This is a genomic window from Bacteroides sp. HPS0048 (genome assembly GCF_964240755.1).
Taxonomy (GTDB): Bacteria; Bacteroidota; Bacteroidia; order Bacteroidales; family Bacteroidaceae; genus Bacteroides; species Bacteroides nordii.
In genome coordinates this window covers 168,338-184,033 of record NZ_CAXSVC010000002.1, presented here as the reverse complement: position 1 = coordinate 184,033, position 15,696 = coordinate 168,338, and the positions used below count along the sequence as shown (strand labels likewise).

The window sequence follows — 15,696 nt, the reverse complement described above, 5'->3', positions numbered from 1 at the left end:
GCTGTTAAGCCAACACCTCATCCAGGTGACTGTAATTCAGAAGTTTGATTTCTCCAGCAGTATTTTCGAGTGTACCCGCATAGGCCACCGCCTTACCCAGTATGGTTTCTTTGACCCAGCCGTCCATCTGTTTCAACGCCTTCTCGAAGTCCGCATGGTAGGTCATCGCCGACTTGATTTCAATACCGTATAGCCCCGAATGTTTTTTCAACAGCAAATCGACCTCGTTCTGGTTCGAATCCCTGTAAAAATAGAGGTTGCTTTCCTTGCCTTGGTTATACCGCCGCTTCAAGGCTTCCGTTACGATGAAGTTCTCGAACAACGCCCCACGCATCTTGTCCCGTGCAAGCTGTTCCGGCGATTCGATGCCGAGCAGGTGACAGGCAAGCCCTGTATCCGTAAAATAGAGCTTGGGAGTTTTAGTCAGCCGTTTGCGTGTGTTCTCGAAATAGGGAGGTAGCAGGAAAACAATATAAGATGCCTGTAAGACGGACAGCCATGCCGTAACGGTATGTGAACTGACACCGATTTCGTTGGCCAGTTCAGAGGCTTTGAACAGCGATCCGATACGTCCGGCGCAAAGCCTGATGAATGTGTGGAACTGCATCATGTCCTTGATTTGTAGCAGGTCGCGCACGTCCTTGTCCAGATAGGTTTTCATGTACGCCGGATAAAGAAATTTGGGTATGTTACGGCCCGAATAAATGGCAGGGTAAAACCCGTTAAACAGCAGGTTGTCAAGAGGCGTATCGGTGATCTGCTCCCGTATTTCGGAGTATGACAGGGGGAGCAACTCGAAAACGGCGGTACGTCCTGCCAAAGACTGTGTAACCTTTTTCAGCATGGCAAACTGCGAACTGCCCGAAAGGATAAACCGCCGGTCGGCATCATTGTCCACCATACCCTGAATATACGACAGCAGGTTCGGAGCGTTGTGTACCTCGTCAAGAATCATGCCCTCCGTGTGCTGGTTCAGAAAAGCGACCGGGTCGTTTTCGGCGAAACTCCGGACATCAAGATTTTCCAACGAGTAATACGGCAGGTATGAGAACAAGTTGCGGAGCAGCGTCGTCTTTCCGGACTGGCGCGGTCCTGTTACCGTAATGACTGAAAAATAGCGGTAAGCCTCTTCTATCACGGCGGATAGCTCCCTGTGGATATATTTTGCCTCCATACTGTTTATGCAATTTTGAAATACAACTGCAAAATTACATAAAATACGATACACCGCAAATTTTTCAGGGTATTTTCTCACATCCCAAGCCGTTTTTTCTATCATATACGACTCTTCTTTTTTACAAAATCCTTGCTTTTACCGGCAGGTCATTCTTTACTCTTTTCGTCGGCGAATGTAGGACGAAGCGCATAATCGCCAAGCCGCATTGCATTCGGATGACGAAAACAGACTGTTACACGGTCGGTTTTCTATCCGGGTTTGGCTTATGATGCCACAGCTTCATCCTCTGGCTGCCTCAAAAAGCTGAAAACAAACCTGCACGGCAAACGAAAGCAGGGAAAAAGAAAAATCAGCATGATAGTTCAACCAATTAAAAGTAAACAAGTATGGTAGAAGAAATTAGACAAGACGACAAAGTGATATTATCGAGCGAAGACGGTTTTTCCGTCCCTATGATTTTCAACAACCTTTGTGGAAAGAATTTCATTGGCAAAGAATACAAGGACTATATCAGGCATATAGCCTTTGAGGAAATGGGACTTAAGCCGGGCATCGTGTCCCATTATCGGGACGGTGTTCTATATAAGAACGGCACAATCCCGGAACTTTGAACAGGTAAACCAAAATAGGAACAGCAAAAATCAAAATTTATACAAATATGGAAACAACAACTATTCATCCGGCAGAAGCCTATCTCCGAAACGAGCAGAATTCCACCTCTTTATATGTAAGGATTGCAGGACAACGTAGGCGATTATTCATCAACCGCAATGAAAACGTCATCGGCATTATTGCGCCAAGAAAACGAAAAAGCGGGTACATCTTCACGGATTGGGCAAGCATTGAGAAGATATACTATCCGTCATCCTCTCCCGAAGATGCAGCGGACATAGGAAAGAAACAGGTCTTGAAATACCAGAAACTTGCCCGACTTGCCACGCATACGAATGATTGGCTTCGCAAAATCGCTAATGCCGATTTGGATAAATCCCTCTACGAGAACCGCATCACGACCGGCACACGCATCGACGGCAAGTGTATCGGACTTGCCACCATCGAGAAGTATTGCAGCAGTTGGGATATGGCTCGTTTCAGAACGGCACTGAAGCAAGGCGAAAAGTTTTCCACCGGACGCTTCGACTTTTGTGGCTATGACGGTACGTTATGGTGTGAGCCACGCGAAAATGGAGATATGGCGGCTGGATTCAGCAAAGAATACAGGAATTGTGGCAACGGCTACTATTATCTGCTTATCAACGATGAATACATGATAGGCTATGACATAGACTGAGTTATATGCAAGACCGTATCGGGCAAAGTCTCGGTACGGTTTGTTGTTCCGATCGACCAACGGCCTTTTATAAAATTCCTTTCTCCCTCATATAGCCTTACATCCTGCGGCCAGTTTGCTTCAAGCAGCCTCACGCATTTTGTGTAACACGTTACATAAAGTGCGTGAAGCCCCTTTTTGCAAAAGGACGGACACGGACAGACTTGGCATTACAGGGGGCGGGATAAATCCTGCCCTCTGTAGTCCCAAGACAGTCCATCGGAAAGTCCGTCCCGGCTGGCCGCCTCACTCTTTTATTCATAAATCTTTCCTTTTCTAACGGATTCCCATTAAACCCAAGTCCGCTGCCGTGCGACCTACGGAACAGAATTTTCCGCAAAGGTAACCGGCGGCTCCAATCCTGCCAATGCCGGCATACTGCCGCAAATGACACGTAAAAATCTTCCTCTCCGCTGTCGAGCGTATTTTTCCGGATCAGCCTTGTCCGATTGTTCCCCGCCACCTTCTGAAAGCAGAAAAATCTTCCCGGCGGTCGCAAACAGACCGAACAAAGGGAAATAGTAATCTTGATTCATGAGTATTACAAAAACAATAATAAGTATGGAAATATTAAAAATAGTAATTCCCAAGTGGAATATAGCGGAAATTACTGGCTATGACCCGATGACAACCTTTTGGCAGGACTTCTCTATGGCAGACAAGTTCGGGAATGAAGCCATAGCTGACACATACAGAAAGGTTAAGGCAGAATGGAAAGATAACTACAAGCATTGGACAGAGCTGTGCCTTGTACTTAATCACAAAATTTGGCAATGGCACGAGCGGGACAACCAGAAAGCCACGCTCTATGACCGCCGAATGGCCAGACGAGCTGCAGGAGTATTACTTTCAAATAACGGATTAAAGCAATCGGTAGGACGGTGTGAAGTCTCCCCACTATAAACTCAAAACTATGACCGCTCAAGAAAAGATACAAAAAGTAACGGAAATATCCCAAAGCAAAGGCTGGAGTATAAGTGTGGATGACAAAAATAAATCAAATATTCAGTTCGACTTCCAACGCTATACCAACTATGGGCAGGATTTTAATTTCAGTGCCGAAATGAAATGTGAGGACATTGATACCCTCATTGCTGACATGGAACAATATTTCGAGGGTTTTGACCCGGATTACGAAGCCTATCTATGGATTGGAAATGATGGGCACGGTAAAAATGGCGCACCTTACCACATCAAGGACATTGTATCGGATATGGAGGAAGCGGAAAAACAAATACACGACTTGTTGGAAGCACTTGAGACAGAATTTATCTAATGCGCATGATGATGATTTATAAGACTAATTCCAAAATGAGCTTATTTTGCTGTTATACAACAAATACTAAATGTAGTATATACTAAGGTTAGTAAAGTAGGATATTAGGAAATATCCCATCAGAAATGATAGAATGCACTACATTTAGTCAATCAGTATTTTAGTATAGTAGTAGATGCTATAATACTAAAATATACAAAAGTAGTAAAATAGTATACACTAATAATAGTAAATACTAAAAATAGTATTATCTTTGTATCAGATATAAAGACACGAAATTATGACAAAAATAATCGCAGTTTTGAACCACAAGGGCGGTGTCGGAAAGACAACTACCACCATCAATCTTGCTGCCGCATTGCAGCAGAAGAAAAAGCGTGTACTGCTCATCGACATGGACGGTCAGGCAAACCTCACGGAATCCTGCGGTCTCTCCATCGAAGAGGAACGGACGGTGTACGGAGCGATGAAAGGCGAATATACCTTACCGGTATTCGAGTTGGAAAACGGTCTTTCCGTTGTACCGTCCTGCCTCGATTTGTCGGCGACAGAATCCGAGCTTATCAACGAGCCGGGGCGGGAATTAATACTAAAAGGGCTGATTGCAAAATTGCTTGAAACCCGTAAATTCGACTATATCCTGATTGACTGTCCGCCCTCGCTGGGTTTGCTGACACTGAACGCCCTCACATCGGCGGATTTCCTGATTATCCCGGTACAGGCGCAGTTCCTCGCCATGCGCGGAATGGCAAAGATTACAAATGTGGTCGGGATTGTCAAGGAACGTTTGAACCCAAACCTAAATATCGGCGGCATTGTCATCACCCAGTTTGACAAGCGCAAGACGCTCAACAAAAGTGTGGCGGAACTAATCAGCGAATCGTTCTGCGACAAGGTATTCAAGACCGTCATCCGGGACAATGTATCATTGGCCGAAGCTCCGATAAAAGGCATGAATATCTTTGAGTATAACAAGAACAGCAACGGGGCAAAGGACTACATGGAGTTAGCAAAAGAAGTGTTGAAATTAAAATAAAAACGATATGGGCAAAAGTGATTCATTGAAAAACGGCATGAGAAGCGGACTGGACGGCTTGCTGTCATCCACCGGGAAGTCCACGCAAAAGAAAGAACCTGCACCGGTCAAAACGGAAAAAGAGCCTGCTGTACATTGCAACTTTGTCATAAACAAAAGTATTCATACCCGGATGAAGTACCTCGCCATCGAAAAGAATATGTCTCTACGGGACATCGTGAACGAGGCGATGAAAGAGTATTTGGAAAAGCACGAGAAATAACCGGTACGGCGGTTGTAGTCCCCATCCGATATACCTTTTATAGCATACCGCTATCTTATGGGCACGTCCACAAGGTAGCGTTTTTCCTGTTTATACCCTCCTGGGTGTTCTCCTGTTCTATTACCTCTTATAACCGCATGGTTGTATTACTTTTTTATTTATTCCACTTGCCGCTTGTCCGGCCTCGTTCCTGCCATCGCCGGTTGGTTTTCCAGACGCAAATTTGGACTGCCGCGCTTGATTTCACCGCTTTGAAGTGCATTTCTCGTAAAATTCTTCCTTCCTGCGAAAGAGTAATTTTCCGGAAAAAGCGTTGAAAATAGCTTGTTCGTCAGTCCCTTGAAGCATCTGTAAATCCCAAGCGGTTCAGGCAGAGAAAAGAACCGAAAAAAGGGAAAATAAAAAAATCAAATATCAACCAATTAAATTTTATGATTATGGCAACAACAGCAGTTCAAGCAGTAGAGAAGAACATCACATCGGTAGCATTGGCAGACATTCAGCCGAGTAACTACAACCCACGTAAGAACTTTGACGAGACAAGCCTTGCGGAACTTGCCGAGAGCATCCGTCAGCAGGGAGTGCTTCAGCCTATCGGTGTGCGCCCTATTGCGGACAACCGTTTCGAGATTGTATTCGGAGAACGCAGATACCGTGCTTCCCTCATGGCTGAATTGGCGGAAATTCCGGCTATCGTCATGGAAATTTCAGACGAGACAGCCGAGGAAATGGCGATTACCGAGAACCTGCAGCGTAAGGATGTGACCCCGATTGAGGAAGCCAACGCCTACCAAAAGCTCATAGACAGCGGTCGCCACGATGTACAGTCCTTGACCGTGCAGTTCGGCAAGACGGAGGCATATATCCGTACACGACTTAAATTCGTTTCCTTGATACCCGAAATCGCTTTGCTGTTGGAGCAGGACGAAATCACAATCAGCGTGGCAAGTGAAATCTGCCGTTATGGGGAAGAGATACAGCGTGAGGTGTACGACCAACATCTGAAAGAGGGGGTGCAGTACAATAGTTGGCGAGGCATGAAAGCTTCCGAGGTGGCACAAAGCATCGAACGGCAATACACCGCAGACCTCAATCGCTATTCATTCGACAAAACCCTTTGTCTTTCATGCCCTCACAATACCAATAATATGATGTTGTTCTGTGAGGGTGGTTGCGGAAATTGCGCCAACCGCGCTTGCTTGGTGGAAATGAACACATCGCACCTTACCGAAAAGGCTATGCGGCTCATGGAACAGCACCCTGCCGTTCCCCTCTGCCACGAAAGCTACAATTACAATGAAGCTGTCATCGACCGACTTACCGCTATGGGCTACGAAGTGGAAAGCCTTAAAACCTATGCAACGAAATACCCCGAAAGCCCCCAAGCACCTCAAAAAGAGGATTATGATACCACCGAGGAATACGAGGATGCAGAAAAGGATTACGGGCAGGAATTGAACGGTTACACCGAAAAATGCGAAGCAATCCGCACCCGAAGCGAAGCAGGAGAAATCTCCCTCTATCTCCGTATTGAGAGCAACGACATTACACTGTGCTATGTTGCAAATACCGCTACCACCGTAAACGGTACAGCAACCGAAATGCCGCTTTCACCTATCGAGAAGTTGGAAAAGCAGGACAAACGCAACAAGGAGATTGCCCTCGAAAAGACCGTTGAAGACACCAAAAAGCGGATTTTAGAGGTCGATATGTCAGAGCGCAAATTTGGACAGGACGAGGAGAAAATGGTGTATTTCTTCCTGCTCTCCTCACTCCGCAAAGAGCATTTCAATGAGGTGGGAATTGAAGATAAAGGTTCTTATTACTACCTTACGAGCGAGGACAAAATGCGCATCATCGAGAACCTTACCGCCAAGCAGAAAGCCGTTATCCGCAGGGATTATCTGATTGCCAATTTCAAGGACGCATTCGGTAACAACGCCACAGCCTCCCTGTTGCTTGGCTTCGCCCAAAAGCATATGCCCGAAGAACTTGCCAATATCCAAGACGGATATAATGAAGTGTACGAAAAGCGGCACCAACGCATTAAGGAAAAAAAAGCCGCTTTGCAGGAACAAGCCACGCAGGAAGCGGAACAACCCGATGAACCGCAACCCGAAGCGGAAGCACAGACCGAACCGCAAACGGAAGAAATAGCTGCCTGACAAATGTTGTTGTCATAACGAATAGGGGGGGGGAAATCCGCCCTCTATTCATTTTTGTATGCTCCGGACAAAGGACCCAAGTACCTCTTTTAACTTTCTGACGAACCCGTCACCACCCACCCTTCCTCCATTCATAGCTTTCGTTTCCTCTCTTTTTTACCATTTTCAACTTCCCTTTTATAGCGTTTCCCCAGCTTCATTCCCTGTCAGCCCCGGTTTGGTTTTATCAGATGCAAAGGTCGGCCGTCGCGCTTGATCCGGCGGCTTGAAATGTATTTCCTGCAAATTCTTCCTTCCCTCAGAAAGAGTAATTGGCAGGAAAAGCCTCCCGTATGAAGCTGTACCGACAACCGTTTACCGCATCTATAAAATCCCAAAGCGGTTCCGACAGAAAGGAATCGAACGGAGGGAATAAAAAACAAATCATTAAAATTCAAGATTATGGACAACATCAAGGAAAGCAAGGAGTACCAGCTCGCCAAAGACTGGGAAAGAGCAGTGAACGATTACGGCTTCAATCCCAAACGGTTTGCAGCCGCTATCCCCGAAATGCACCCCACGCTGCAGCAAAGCCTTTACAGGTTGGTAAAGGAGTGTATCGTGGTCATGGCAGACGAGACACGCAATTACGATGACCGCAACCGTGCATCGCACGAAGAAGCGAAGTGTATCATGGAATACCTCAAGGCAAACGGGAGACATATCCCATTAAGATAACAGGCGTATGAAAACGAAAGAACTACAATTTGACGGCAATATCTACATCTGCCGTATCGTGAAATCCAACGAAGGTGAAGAACTACTTATCGGCTCTACCGCTCTGCTCGATGCACTTCATCCGGGCAGTTTCGAGGACGAGAGCGAAGGTTTTGCAAGTAAGGAAGCCGAACAAATATATGACGAGGTTTTCTTTTTCGCCGATGCGAAGACCCTCAAATTACCGGACGATGAACTCATCACGGAATTAAAAGAGGATAACCCCGAATGGTTCAACTAACATAAATCAATAATCATATTAAAAATCAAAGTTATGGATAAAGAGTATGTAATGCACATCGCACAGACCATCAAAGAACAATTACTGTCATTTACCCCCATACCCGTCTTTATGTCGTGGGGAGTCAGCGAATTTGTCGCTACGGTATTCCAAGAATTACCGGCACTGCGGCTGAAAGTAAACGGACGGTTACACGCCGGATATGTCGTTATCGCTCTCAACGGCTCTGATTACTACGAGGTCTATCTACTGAAAGAAGATGATAGCAATGCAAAGTGTGTCAATGAAGAAGTCTGCTTCGACGAACTGGGCGATGTTATCGACCGGGCTATCGAAAGCGGTACAGACAAGGAGGAATACGATAAATTCTGCGACCGGCAACTTGCCGAACTTTTAAGCGGTACACGAGCTTAAATAAGCGAACTACCATATAAATAACACTGCCCCCATTTTCACGCGGGCAGTGTTATTTGTATGAGGTTGGATGCGTCCAAGCCGCAATATCCTATTATAAACTTACTTTTGAAATTCTTGTTCCACTTTTACCGTTACATACATCTGGTTACGGCTTGTGGGATTGTCCGGCTCCGTCATTTCCAATACCCCTGCACCAATCATCGGATTGATATAGACCTCCATAAGATTTTCCCTATCTTTCAATCCTAAATGTTGCAAAATATCAGATAGGGATTGCGGCTCAACACAGAACTCCAAGATTTGCTCTTTTCTCAAATCCTGCTTGCGAGGTTTTCTTGTCGGGTTTTCATCCCTAACTGCAAGGTCAGCACAACATAGTCCGGACGTGTTTCCTCGGCTACAGTAGGAAGCGGCCAACCCAAAGACTGCCAACCGCTCACAATCTTATCCACACCGCTACCGGCTTTCTCGGCACGCCCCAGACACATGAACATCTAAGTGAGTAGATTGGCAGCAAAGCGAGTGCAGGAAACCGGAACGCTAAAAATACCGAATAAGACCCACACGGCACTATAATATGTTGGCATTCTGCCCTGTATATCCCGTATTTTTCGTACCTTTGCGGCACAAAAACGTATGTATATGGAACAACAGGTTATCCCATCGGATTATACACAATATGCAGAGGCAGTAGAGATAATCAAACATGCCATCGAACGCTGCCGGTATAGAAGTGCGGCTGCGGTCAACAAAGAAACTCTCTCGTTGTATTTTGGAGTGGGGAAATTCGTGTCTGAAAATTCCCGCATCGGCTGTTGGGGTACTAAAGCATTGCCTACCATATCAAAGCTCCTTCAACGGGAGTTGCCCGGTCTGCACGGCTTTTCTGAATCGGGGTTGAAACGGATGCGCTCATTCTATGAGGAATGGAGGACGTTTTTAATTCGTCCAACAGTGTTGGGCGAATTGGAAAACCATTCGTCGGAAAAGGGTACGGCTTTAATTCATCCAACAGCGTTGGGCGAATTGGATATTGACGAGCATCTACTGCTGCAACTTATCGGGCAACCGGTCAATACCGAATTTACCTGGGACGATTTTGTCAAGATTAGCTTTTCACATCATATTGAAATCCTGACTCGTTCAAAAGACATCGCAGAACGATTGTTCTATATCCATTGTGCCGCTCAAAATGCGTGGTCGCTATCCTCTCTCAAAAATTACTTGAAAGAAGACATCTATTCAAATCGCGGATCTTTGCCGAGCAACTTCCTTCAAGTGCTGCCCGAAGCCATTTATGCCGTAAAAGCGACATTGGCGTTCAAGGATGAGTATATGCTCGAAATGGTTAATCTGGAGAATGTGGGAGAACGCGAACAGGACTGGAACGAAAAGGTCATCGAAAACCAAATCGTAACCAATATCAAGCAGTTCATTCTCCGTTTTGGAAACGACTTCACTTTTATCGACAGTCAGCATCGCCTGATAGTTGCCGGAGAGGAAATGTTTGCTGACCTTGTATTCTTCAACAGAGAACTGAATGCCAGCGTAATCGTGGAATTGAAACGGGGCAAGTTCCGCCCGAATTATCTCGGACAGCTTAGCGGTTATCTGACTGTATATGATATGACCGACAAGAAACCGCACGAGAACCCTTCAATCGGTATTGTCCTATGTCAGGATGCCAACCGCCAATTTGTCGAAATCATGGTGCGCGACTATGATAAGCCTATGGGCGTGGCGACATACCGCACAGCCCAAGAAATGCCGGAAAATTTGCGCAAGACTCTACCGGACATCGACAAATTACAAAATCTGCTGTCGGAAAACGATTCCAAATCGGAAACTGTCAGATGATTCATTTATGTCCGCAAGATTTCGGGTAGCTGAATGGAATACAAAAATCCCTGCAATAACCACGTAAATTATTGCAGGGATTTTGATTTATTTCGCCCCACGCTTGTTCAGTACATCCGCTATCATGTCTTTTACATCCTGTCCGACTTGTATGAAATTTTTATACAAGATGCGTTCCCGTTCCTCCCTCGACTTGAAAGTGTAGAACTTCGGTAGCGGTACATAGGCCGCTTCCTCCGCTTTTATCTCCCTCATATCGAAATCCGTCTTGCAGAAGAACTTTGTAGTCTTGAACTCTTCCGACTCCTGAATGTTCATCGAGCCTCCCGTACCGGTTTTCGTCTTCACGAAATCACGTGCCGTCTGTCCGCAAATCCATCCCGTCGCCATATCCGAAATTTTCGAGGCGGGTACAAGACTGTCCATGTTCTCATTGAGATTGATACTCGTTTTGTCCCGGTCGATCGTCACGCCCTTTTTGACCTGTACCACCTTGCCGAAAATGTCATTCGACAACCATTCCAGTGTCTCTTTTGCGCGAGCTGAACCGCTTACCACGTTGCCCACTGTCGTGATGATTTTTTGCATTCCCACTTTTCCGTAGTCAGCCTCCAACTGCGGCAACTCCTGAAAACCCAGCGTTACGCTTACCTTGTTGCTTCTCGCCGTACCTATCAGTCGGTCTATCTTGTGGAAATACAGTGTCGGTAGCTCATCCACGATGATGCTGACCGGAATATTTTTCCCCTGCCCGGTGTTCACACGGGTAACGAGACGGTTCAATATCAGAGCGTTCAACGCTCCGATGATACTTTCCATTTCCGGATCGTTGGCTATCAGCAGATAACTGGGTGACTTGGGGTCACTAACTTTCAGGTCGAAATCGTCCCCATCCTTGTGGAATATCCAGTAAGATTCCTTTGTAGCCAAACGGCTGGTATAGACACGCAGCGTACCTATCATACCTTCCAACTGTTCCATCGCCTTGTTTTTGAAGGCCGTTTGGAACGGGCCGAGCAACGGCGCGACCTCGTTGTCCGTCTCAAGTACCTCAAAAATAGTCTGGTAGCTCTCATTGAGAAATGAAAGGATATGCGGCATATCCGAGTATTTTCCAAGCCAATAGGCAGGTTCCACGATGCTGCCACCCTCACGGTCACGAACGACACCCGTCGGCTTCCAGAACTTCGTCTGCGGATCTTGCCGTTTCTCCGCATACAGTTTCTTTCCGTTTGCATCGTAGGGTTCCCGCTCGTAGTTCACGAAAAAGTAGATACAGGCGGCAAGAAAGTTCACGGCAGAAGTCTGAAAGAACTGGTCACTGCCTCCGCCTCCCTCTTTCTTGCCTTTCTGCAGGGATTCCAACAGGGTTTCCGCCGTTTCGCTCGCCGCCGCAAGATTATTGATGTACTTTGCCTGAATGGGGTTCACCCGTTTGCTGTACTCCACATCCACGAAGTTGATGATGTTGAACTTGCATCCTTTTGGCACTTTGCCGAGCTTCTGGTTTTTCTTGTAATGATAGTAAAGTTTAGTGGCAAGTGTCGGAAATTTGTAGTCATAGACCACCATCGCGAAGCCCTTGGCACTATGTTGGCGGATGAACGGTTCTATGATACTGAACGTCTTACCGCTGCCTGGAGTTCCAACCACCCATGTTCCTCTGAAACAGTTGCTTATCGACACCCATCCCTTGCGAAATTTACCTTTGTAATAGTACCGCATCGGTATATTCACGCTATACTGGTTCTCATCCTTCTCTTCGCTCTGCTCGAAACTTTCATTCTCGAAGTTAAACCGGTCTTTACCCAGTCCCTCCTTGATGAACTTCGAGATGTTATCCAATGCGATATGCACCAATATCACACCGACCAGCGTAGCCGCCATATAGAAGATGATGTTCAGCGGCAGGGTGTAGAGCCTCGTTTCCATCGTATGATGGTACAGCCACACGGAGAACACAATCAAGAACAATCCGCAGATAAGTGGATATAACACTTGCCTGCGTGCGTCAAACTCCAAGTGTTTTTTGTTGCGTGTGCCGATACAAGTGATGCAGATGAGTAGGAAGGTCGCTATCTTACTATACACGAGGTTGCCGTCGTTATAGATCATCCATCGCTTGATGCGCCCGTGTATATCAATCAATATGCCGCCCCAGTGGTCGAGCATGGCAGGGTCTATGGCATACTCGAAGAACTCCATCAGCACGGAGATATAGATGACCGCACGGAATATTTTGTAAAATCCTTGTAGTTCCTTGCTTTCTTCCATTGTCTTTGTCCTTTCCCTCTTTTCGTTCCTACCTGTTCAGTGTGATAATCGGCCGCACCTTGTGCGCCTGTGTCTTCGGGGTCTCCTGCATCGCACCGCTTCCTGTCGAGTAAAGCCACGCTTTCGCCGTTTCCTGTCCGGTTACCTCCGTCGATGTCCAGTACCAGCAGTCGTTTTCATCCAACGGCAGCGGATGGCCGCCACACCGTTCGATGACAGGATTGACGGTTTCCCGGACGGCATACAGCAGCCGCATCTGTGCCACCGACGGGATATAGGCACTCTGTCCGTACCGCCACAGGTCAAAGACCGCTTCCGCCATAGGCGAAGCCGTCTCCCGTGTGTCGTACAGCGCAAAGGTGTTCATGTTCCCGTCCAAAGCCTCGATGTCGGCCGACGTCCCTTGTGCGACACCGAGGCTGTCGGCAAAAGCTGCCGGAGCAATGTCCCACAGGTAAACCGCATAGCCGTTCCCTTCCGTACCTTCACGGTGTTCGGTATCGAAGACAACCGCTATTGCCCGTTTTCCCGACTGTTCATACTGTACGTAGGATAAAGCCGTACCGTCCTCGCAGAGAATATGTCCCGGACGTACCGCCGTATCAGGTACGTCGATATGGGCGTCACAGGCAGCGCACAATACCGCCGTCACTGCCATTGCAAACCATTGAATCTTTCGTATCATGTTATTTTCGTTTTTTGTTTTTCCTTTATTTTATCGGCAGTTTCACCCCCAGCACGATACCTGTCCGCAGCAAATCCGCCCCTTTTATCATCATGTCACTCTTTACCTGCCAGAACAGTGTGCATCCCGACCGCAGCACATAATTGTGCTCGTAACCCACATGGATTCCGGCAAGAAACTTGTTCGTGTCGCTCCCTGCCGAAGCTCCGATACGCAAGTTGCCGTAATGGTTGCGTCCACGCACCACACAAGGTTTGTACGCCACACCGAAACCGTAAGTGCGATAGTTGCGCCAGAAGGATTCCGGACAAATATGACCGCAAGATTTACATTCCGTCCATTTCAGATAGCCGTTGGCGAAAAACTCCCACGCATGGCGGTAGTTCATTTCATGTTCGTAAGCAAGCGTTACGTCCATGCCGTTCTCATACAGCAATCCCACTCCAAGCGAGAGGCGGCCGCTGTTACGCTGCGCACTTGCATTCATGAAGACGCACATGCAGGCAAGCATCAGTATTATCGTCTTTTTCATCGTCATTCCTCCTCCAATAAAGCGGTGTTAAATGAATCGGCCGACAGCACATCCTCGTAGTCAATGTTCAGGCTGATATTGCGCCCGCTGATTTGTTGTTCCGTCATTTCGATGGTCAGCAGCTTGTCGTTCGGAAAGGTCATCTTTTTCACGACAATCACGTTCCGGTAGCCGTGCTTGAACGTCTTGCCGTGTTCCAATACCAGGGCAGGCGTCAGCTCGATGGTCTGCGCGTTGGTTGCCTTCGAAAGTTTCTTGTCCGACAGTTTCACCCGTATCTCGTCGATGTCGAAACGGATGTTCGTTTTGTTCTCGATGGAAAAGTCGATGAAGAAATAGTCGCCCACCGAGTAAATATTGTTCAGGCGCATTACCATTCGGTGCGCCTTGGTCGCCACGTTGCGGATTTTCGCGGGCGAGTTCCACACCCGTCTTGCAAAACGCACCATGTCGGCTGTGGACATCGAGACCGTAGGATTGTTGTAGGCATCCCGTTCCTGTAGCTGAATTTCCTTGTCTGCCACCGCCTCGCTTATCCGCGTGGTGTAGATGAGTGCATACTGCGTGCGATAGCGTTCCGTTACGATGGTGACGATGGCCAGCACTTCACCGTCCTCGTGTCCCGTCTCTTTGGGCTTCAACCGGATGATGTTCTCAATGGGTTGGTCGCCCGCCACCTTGTCTGTGGAAATATCCACGAAGCGGACCGGTTCCGTGGCTGTGATGACGGTCGTTACCTGTTCATTGACAGTCAGCCGTTCCATCTCTTCGTATGTACGCTGAGCCTGTGCGTTCCGTGTGGCAAAAAGTCCTGCCGCCAGAAGAAATGCAGTTACAATTATTTTCTTGTTCATATCGTTTCTGTTGATATTGTTTATTTCTTTATTTCCCTTATTTCGCTTTCTTTAATCCATGACCACGTTCCAGTTCCTCCCGAATCCGTCGTCCGACAATTTCGCAATACGTCGGTTCAATCTCGAATCCGATGTAATGCCGCCCCGTGCGGATGGCGGCAATGGCGGTCGTACCCGAACCGATGCAGTTGTCCAGCACCACATCGCCCTCGTTGGTATAGGTACGTATCAGGTACTCTATCAAGGCTACCGGCTTCTGTGTCGGATGATAGAATGCTCCTGTCTTGTGTTCCTTGGGTATGGAAATGACAGAGGTCGGGTACTTGTCTTCGGCAACACGCACCGGAGCCAGTTTCATTTCACCGTAACAGCGGTTCGTGAAACCGTCCGTCTTGCGGCGTCCATGATTCCTCCGTTCCGGTGGACACGGCGTCATTTGAGGATGATATACCGGCTGACGGTCGTAGAACACGATGATGTCCTCATGCTGGCGTAGCGGCATCCGGTTGGCATTCAGGTGACCCGTTACCCGGTCTTTCCGCCACACGAGGTTATACCGCCACATCCGGGGTTGCGAGAGCATGAGTTGCGCCGAGAAAATGCCCTGCGCAAAGAGGATAACGGGGCTTCCCGGCTTGGTGATCCTGCGGTACTGTTTCCACAACGCTTCGAGCGGTATCTGCCTGTCCCAGTGTGCCGCCTTGTTGCTACGGTTCAACACGCCGTAAGGCAAATCCGCTATCACGGCATCGACACTGCCGTTCGCCATGAGCTTCATACCCTCGATACAGTCCATATTATATATGTTGTCAATCTCTATCATGGCTTCCGTTT

The 15,696-nt window shown here is 47.5% G+C and carries 20 protein-coding genes; 11 read left to right on the top strand and 9 right to left on the bottom strand.

Annotated features, from left to right (window positions below):
- Positions 1-4 precede the first annotated feature (4 nt).
- A complete protein-coding gene (locus ACESQI_RS02165) occupies positions 5-1,279 on the bottom strand; it encodes an ATP-binding protein (protein WP_004320523.1) in 1,275 nt (424 codons plus the stop codon).
- Positions 1,280-1,563: 284 nt separating this feature from the next.
- Between ACESQI_RS02165 and ACESQI_RS02160 the strand changes: the two genes are divergently transcribed.
- Positions 1,564-1,788 (top strand): hypothetical protein, encoded by a 225-nt coding sequence (locus tag ACESQI_RS02160; RefSeq protein WP_004320520.1) that lies wholly within the window; start codon positions 1,564-1,566, stop codon positions 1,786-1,788.
- Positions 1,789-1,835: 47 nt separating this feature from the next.
- Positions 1,836-2,468: a hypothetical protein gene (locus ACESQI_RS02155; RefSeq protein WP_004320516.1), complete on the top strand. Its 633-nt coding sequence runs from the start codon at positions 1,836-1,838 to the stop codon at positions 2,466-2,468.
- 356 nt (positions 2,469-2,824) lie between these two features.
- Here ACESQI_RS02155 and ACESQI_RS02150 read toward each other — a convergent pair whose 3' ends face one another.
- The gene (locus ACESQI_RS02150; protein ID WP_004320514.1) at positions 2,825-3,043 is read right to left on the bottom strand and encodes a hypothetical protein; all 219 of its coding nucleotides are present in this window, start codon (positions 3,041-3,043) and stop codon (positions 2,825-2,827) included.
- On the opposite strand from ACESQI_RS02150, the gene ACESQI_RS02145 reads away from it, so the two are divergent.
- The 8 genes from ACESQI_RS02145 (at position 3,042) to ACESQI_RS02110 (ending at position 8,657) form a co-directional block, all read left to right on the top strand.
- Positions 3,042-3,410 (top strand): hypothetical protein, encoded by a 369-nt coding sequence (locus ACESQI_RS02145; RefSeq protein WP_227201947.1) that lies wholly within the window; start codon positions 3,042-3,044, stop codon positions 3,408-3,410. The genes ACESQI_RS02150 and ACESQI_RS02145 overlap by 2 nt on opposite strands.
- A gap of 10 nt (positions 3,411-3,420) precedes the next feature.
- Entirely contained in the window at positions 3,421-3,783 is a 363-nt protein-coding gene (locus ACESQI_RS02140) for a hypothetical protein (protein WP_004320510.1), read from the top strand.
- Positions 3,784-4,063: 280 nt separating this feature from the next.
- Positions 4,064-4,819: a ParA family protein gene (locus tag ACESQI_RS02135; RefSeq protein ID WP_004320508.1), complete on the top strand. Its 756-nt coding sequence runs from the start codon at positions 4,064-4,066 to the stop codon at positions 4,817-4,819.
- A 7-nt stretch (positions 4,820-4,826) separates the two neighbouring features.
- Complete coding sequence (locus tag ACESQI_RS02130; protein ID WP_004320506.1) at positions 4,827-5,081, top strand: hypothetical protein; 255 nt, start codon at positions 4,827-4,829, stop codon at positions 5,079-5,081.
- A gap of 437 nt (positions 5,082-5,518) precedes the next feature.
- Entirely contained in the window at positions 5,519-7,246 is a 1,728-nt protein-coding gene (locus ACESQI_RS02125) for a ParB/RepB/Spo0J family partition protein (RefSeq protein WP_004320504.1), read from the top strand.
- A gap of 441 nt (positions 7,247-7,687) precedes the next feature.
- Positions 7,688-7,963, top strand: a complete 276-nt coding sequence (locus ACESQI_RS02120) for a hypothetical protein (RefSeq protein WP_004320502.1) — start codon at positions 7,688-7,690, stop codon at positions 7,961-7,963.
- A 7-nt stretch (positions 7,964-7,970) separates the two neighbouring features.
- Positions 7,971-8,243, top strand: coding sequence for a hypothetical protein (locus ACESQI_RS02115; protein ID WP_004320500.1), 273 nt, complete (start codon positions 7,971-7,973; stop codon positions 8,241-8,243).
- Between the two features lie 33 nt (positions 8,244-8,276).
- Positions 8,277-8,657: a hypothetical protein gene (locus ACESQI_RS02110; RefSeq protein WP_004320499.1), complete on the top strand. Its 381-nt coding sequence runs from the start codon at positions 8,277-8,279 to the stop codon at positions 8,655-8,657.
- A gap of 102 nt (positions 8,658-8,759) precedes the next feature.
- Here the strand turns inward: ACESQI_RS02110 and ACESQI_RS02105 are convergent, their stop codons facing one another.
- Together ACESQI_RS02105 and ACESQI_RS02100 are read right to left on the bottom strand one after the other, a co-directional pair.
- Positions 8,760-8,882, bottom strand: a complete 123-nt coding sequence (locus ACESQI_RS02105; protein WP_004320497.1) for a Fic family protein — start codon at positions 8,880-8,882, stop codon at positions 8,760-8,762.
- A gap of 89 nt (positions 8,883-8,971) precedes the next feature.
- A complete protein-coding gene (locus ACESQI_RS02100; RefSeq protein WP_008782490.1) occupies positions 8,972-9,154 on the bottom strand; it encodes a hypothetical protein in 183 nt (60 codons plus the stop codon).
- 148 nt (positions 9,155-9,302) lie between these two features.
- Between ACESQI_RS02100 and ACESQI_RS02095 the strand changes: the two genes are divergently transcribed.
- A complete protein-coding gene (locus ACESQI_RS02095; RefSeq protein WP_004320495.1) occupies positions 9,303-10,517 on the top strand; it encodes a PDDEXK nuclease domain-containing protein in 1,215 nt (404 codons plus the stop codon).
- Positions 10,518-10,604: 87 nt separating this feature from the next.
- Here the strand turns inward: ACESQI_RS02095 and ACESQI_RS02090 are convergent, their stop codons facing one another.
- From ACESQI_RS02090 to ACESQI_RS02070, 5 genes are read right to left on the bottom strand one after another with little or no spacing between them, the layout of a single operon-like run.
- A complete protein-coding gene (locus ACESQI_RS02090) occupies positions 10,605-12,791 on the bottom strand; it encodes a type IV secretory system conjugative DNA transfer family protein (RefSeq protein ID WP_007482742.1) in 2,187 nt (728 codons plus the stop codon).
- 28 nt (positions 12,792-12,819) lie between these two features.
- A complete protein-coding gene (locus ACESQI_RS02085; protein WP_004320488.1) occupies positions 12,820-13,476 on the bottom strand; it encodes a hypothetical protein in 657 nt (218 codons plus the stop codon).
- Positions 13,477-13,501: 25 nt separating this feature from the next.
- On the bottom strand, positions 13,502-14,014 hold the full coding sequence (locus tag ACESQI_RS02080; protein ID WP_004320486.1) for a hypothetical protein: 513 nt from the start codon (positions 14,012-14,014) through the stop codon (positions 13,502-13,504).
- Entirely contained in the window at positions 14,011-14,862 is an 852-nt protein-coding gene (gene traN, locus ACESQI_RS02075) for a conjugative transposon protein TraN (protein ID WP_004320485.1), read from the bottom strand. The genes ACESQI_RS02080 and traN overlap by 4 nt, the downstream gene beginning before the upstream one ends.
- Positions 14,863-14,899: 37 nt before the next feature.
- A complete protein-coding gene (locus ACESQI_RS02070) occupies positions 14,900-15,685 on the bottom strand; it encodes a site-specific DNA-methyltransferase (protein ID WP_004320483.1) in 786 nt (261 codons plus the stop codon).
- Between the last annotated feature and the right edge of the window lie 11 nt (positions 15,686-15,696).

What these genes read in the sequence shown, in the direction of transcription:
- ACESQI_RS02100 (WP_008782490.1), bottom strand. Translation starts at nt 9,154, where the DNA reads ATGTTCATGTGTCTGGGGCGTGCCGAGAAAGCCGGTAGCGGTGTGGAT.
- ACESQI_RS02155 (WP_004320516.1), top strand. Translation starts at nt 1,836, where the DNA reads ATGGAAACAACAACTATTCATCCGGCAGAAGCCTATCTCCGAAACGAG.
- ACESQI_RS02145 (WP_227201947.1), top strand. Translation starts at nt 3,042, where the DNA reads ATGAGTATTACAAAAACAATAATAAGTATGGAAATATTAAAAATAGTA.
- ACESQI_RS02080 (WP_004320486.1), bottom strand. Translation starts at nt 14,014, where the DNA reads ATGACGATGAAAAAGACGATAATACTGATGCTTGCCTGCATGTGCGTC.
- ACESQI_RS02090 (WP_007482742.1), bottom strand. Translation starts at nt 12,791, where the DNA reads ATGGAAGAAAGCAAGGAACTACAAGGATTTTACAAAATATTCCGTGCG.
- traN (WP_004320485.1), bottom strand. Translation starts at nt 14,862, where the DNA reads ATGAACAAGAAAATAATTGTAACTGCATTTCTTCTGGCGGCAGGACTT.
- ACESQI_RS02150 (WP_004320514.1), bottom strand. Translation starts at nt 3,043, where the DNA reads ATGAATCAAGATTACTATTTCCCTTTGTTCGGTCTGTTTGCGACCGCC.
- ACESQI_RS02130 (WP_004320506.1), top strand. Translation starts at nt 4,827, where the DNA reads ATGGGCAAAAGTGATTCATTGAAAAACGGCATGAGAAGCGGACTGGAC.
- ACESQI_RS02105 (WP_004320497.1), bottom strand. Translation starts at nt 8,882, where the DNA reads ATGGAGGTCTATATCAATCCGATGATTGGTGCAGGGGTATTGGAAATG.
- ACESQI_RS02125 (WP_004320504.1), top strand. Translation starts at nt 5,519, where the DNA reads ATGGCAACAACAGCAGTTCAAGCAGTAGAGAAGAACATCACATCGGTA.
- ACESQI_RS02160 (WP_004320520.1), top strand. Translation starts at nt 1,564, where the DNA reads ATGGTAGAAGAAATTAGACAAGACGACAAAGTGATATTATCGAGCGAA.
- ACESQI_RS02120 (WP_004320502.1), top strand. Translation starts at nt 7,688, where the DNA reads ATGGACAACATCAAGGAAAGCAAGGAGTACCAGCTCGCCAAAGACTGG.
- ACESQI_RS02135 (WP_004320508.1), top strand. Translation starts at nt 4,064, where the DNA reads ATGACAAAAATAATCGCAGTTTTGAACCACAAGGGCGGTGTCGGAAAG.
- ACESQI_RS02085 (WP_004320488.1), bottom strand. Translation starts at nt 13,476, where the DNA reads ATGATACGAAAGATTCAATGGTTTGCAATGGCAGTGACGGCGGTATTG.
- ACESQI_RS02070 (WP_004320483.1), bottom strand. Translation starts at nt 15,685, where the DNA reads ATGATAGAGATTGACAACATATATAATATGGACTGTATCGAGGGTATG.
- ACESQI_RS02140 (WP_004320510.1), top strand. Translation starts at nt 3,421, where the DNA reads ATGACCGCTCAAGAAAAGATACAAAAAGTAACGGAAATATCCCAAAGC.
- ACESQI_RS02115 (WP_004320500.1), top strand. Translation starts at nt 7,971, where the DNA reads ATGAAAACGAAAGAACTACAATTTGACGGCAATATCTACATCTGCCGT.
- ACESQI_RS02110 (WP_004320499.1), top strand. Translation starts at nt 8,277, where the DNA reads ATGGATAAAGAGTATGTAATGCACATCGCACAGACCATCAAAGAACAA.
- ACESQI_RS02095 (WP_004320495.1), top strand. Translation starts at nt 9,303, where the DNA reads ATGGAACAACAGGTTATCCCATCGGATTATACACAATATGCAGAGGCA.
- ACESQI_RS02165 (WP_004320523.1), bottom strand. Translation starts at nt 1,279, where the DNA reads ATGATAGAAAAAACGGCTTGGGATGTGAGAAAATACCCTGAAAAATTT.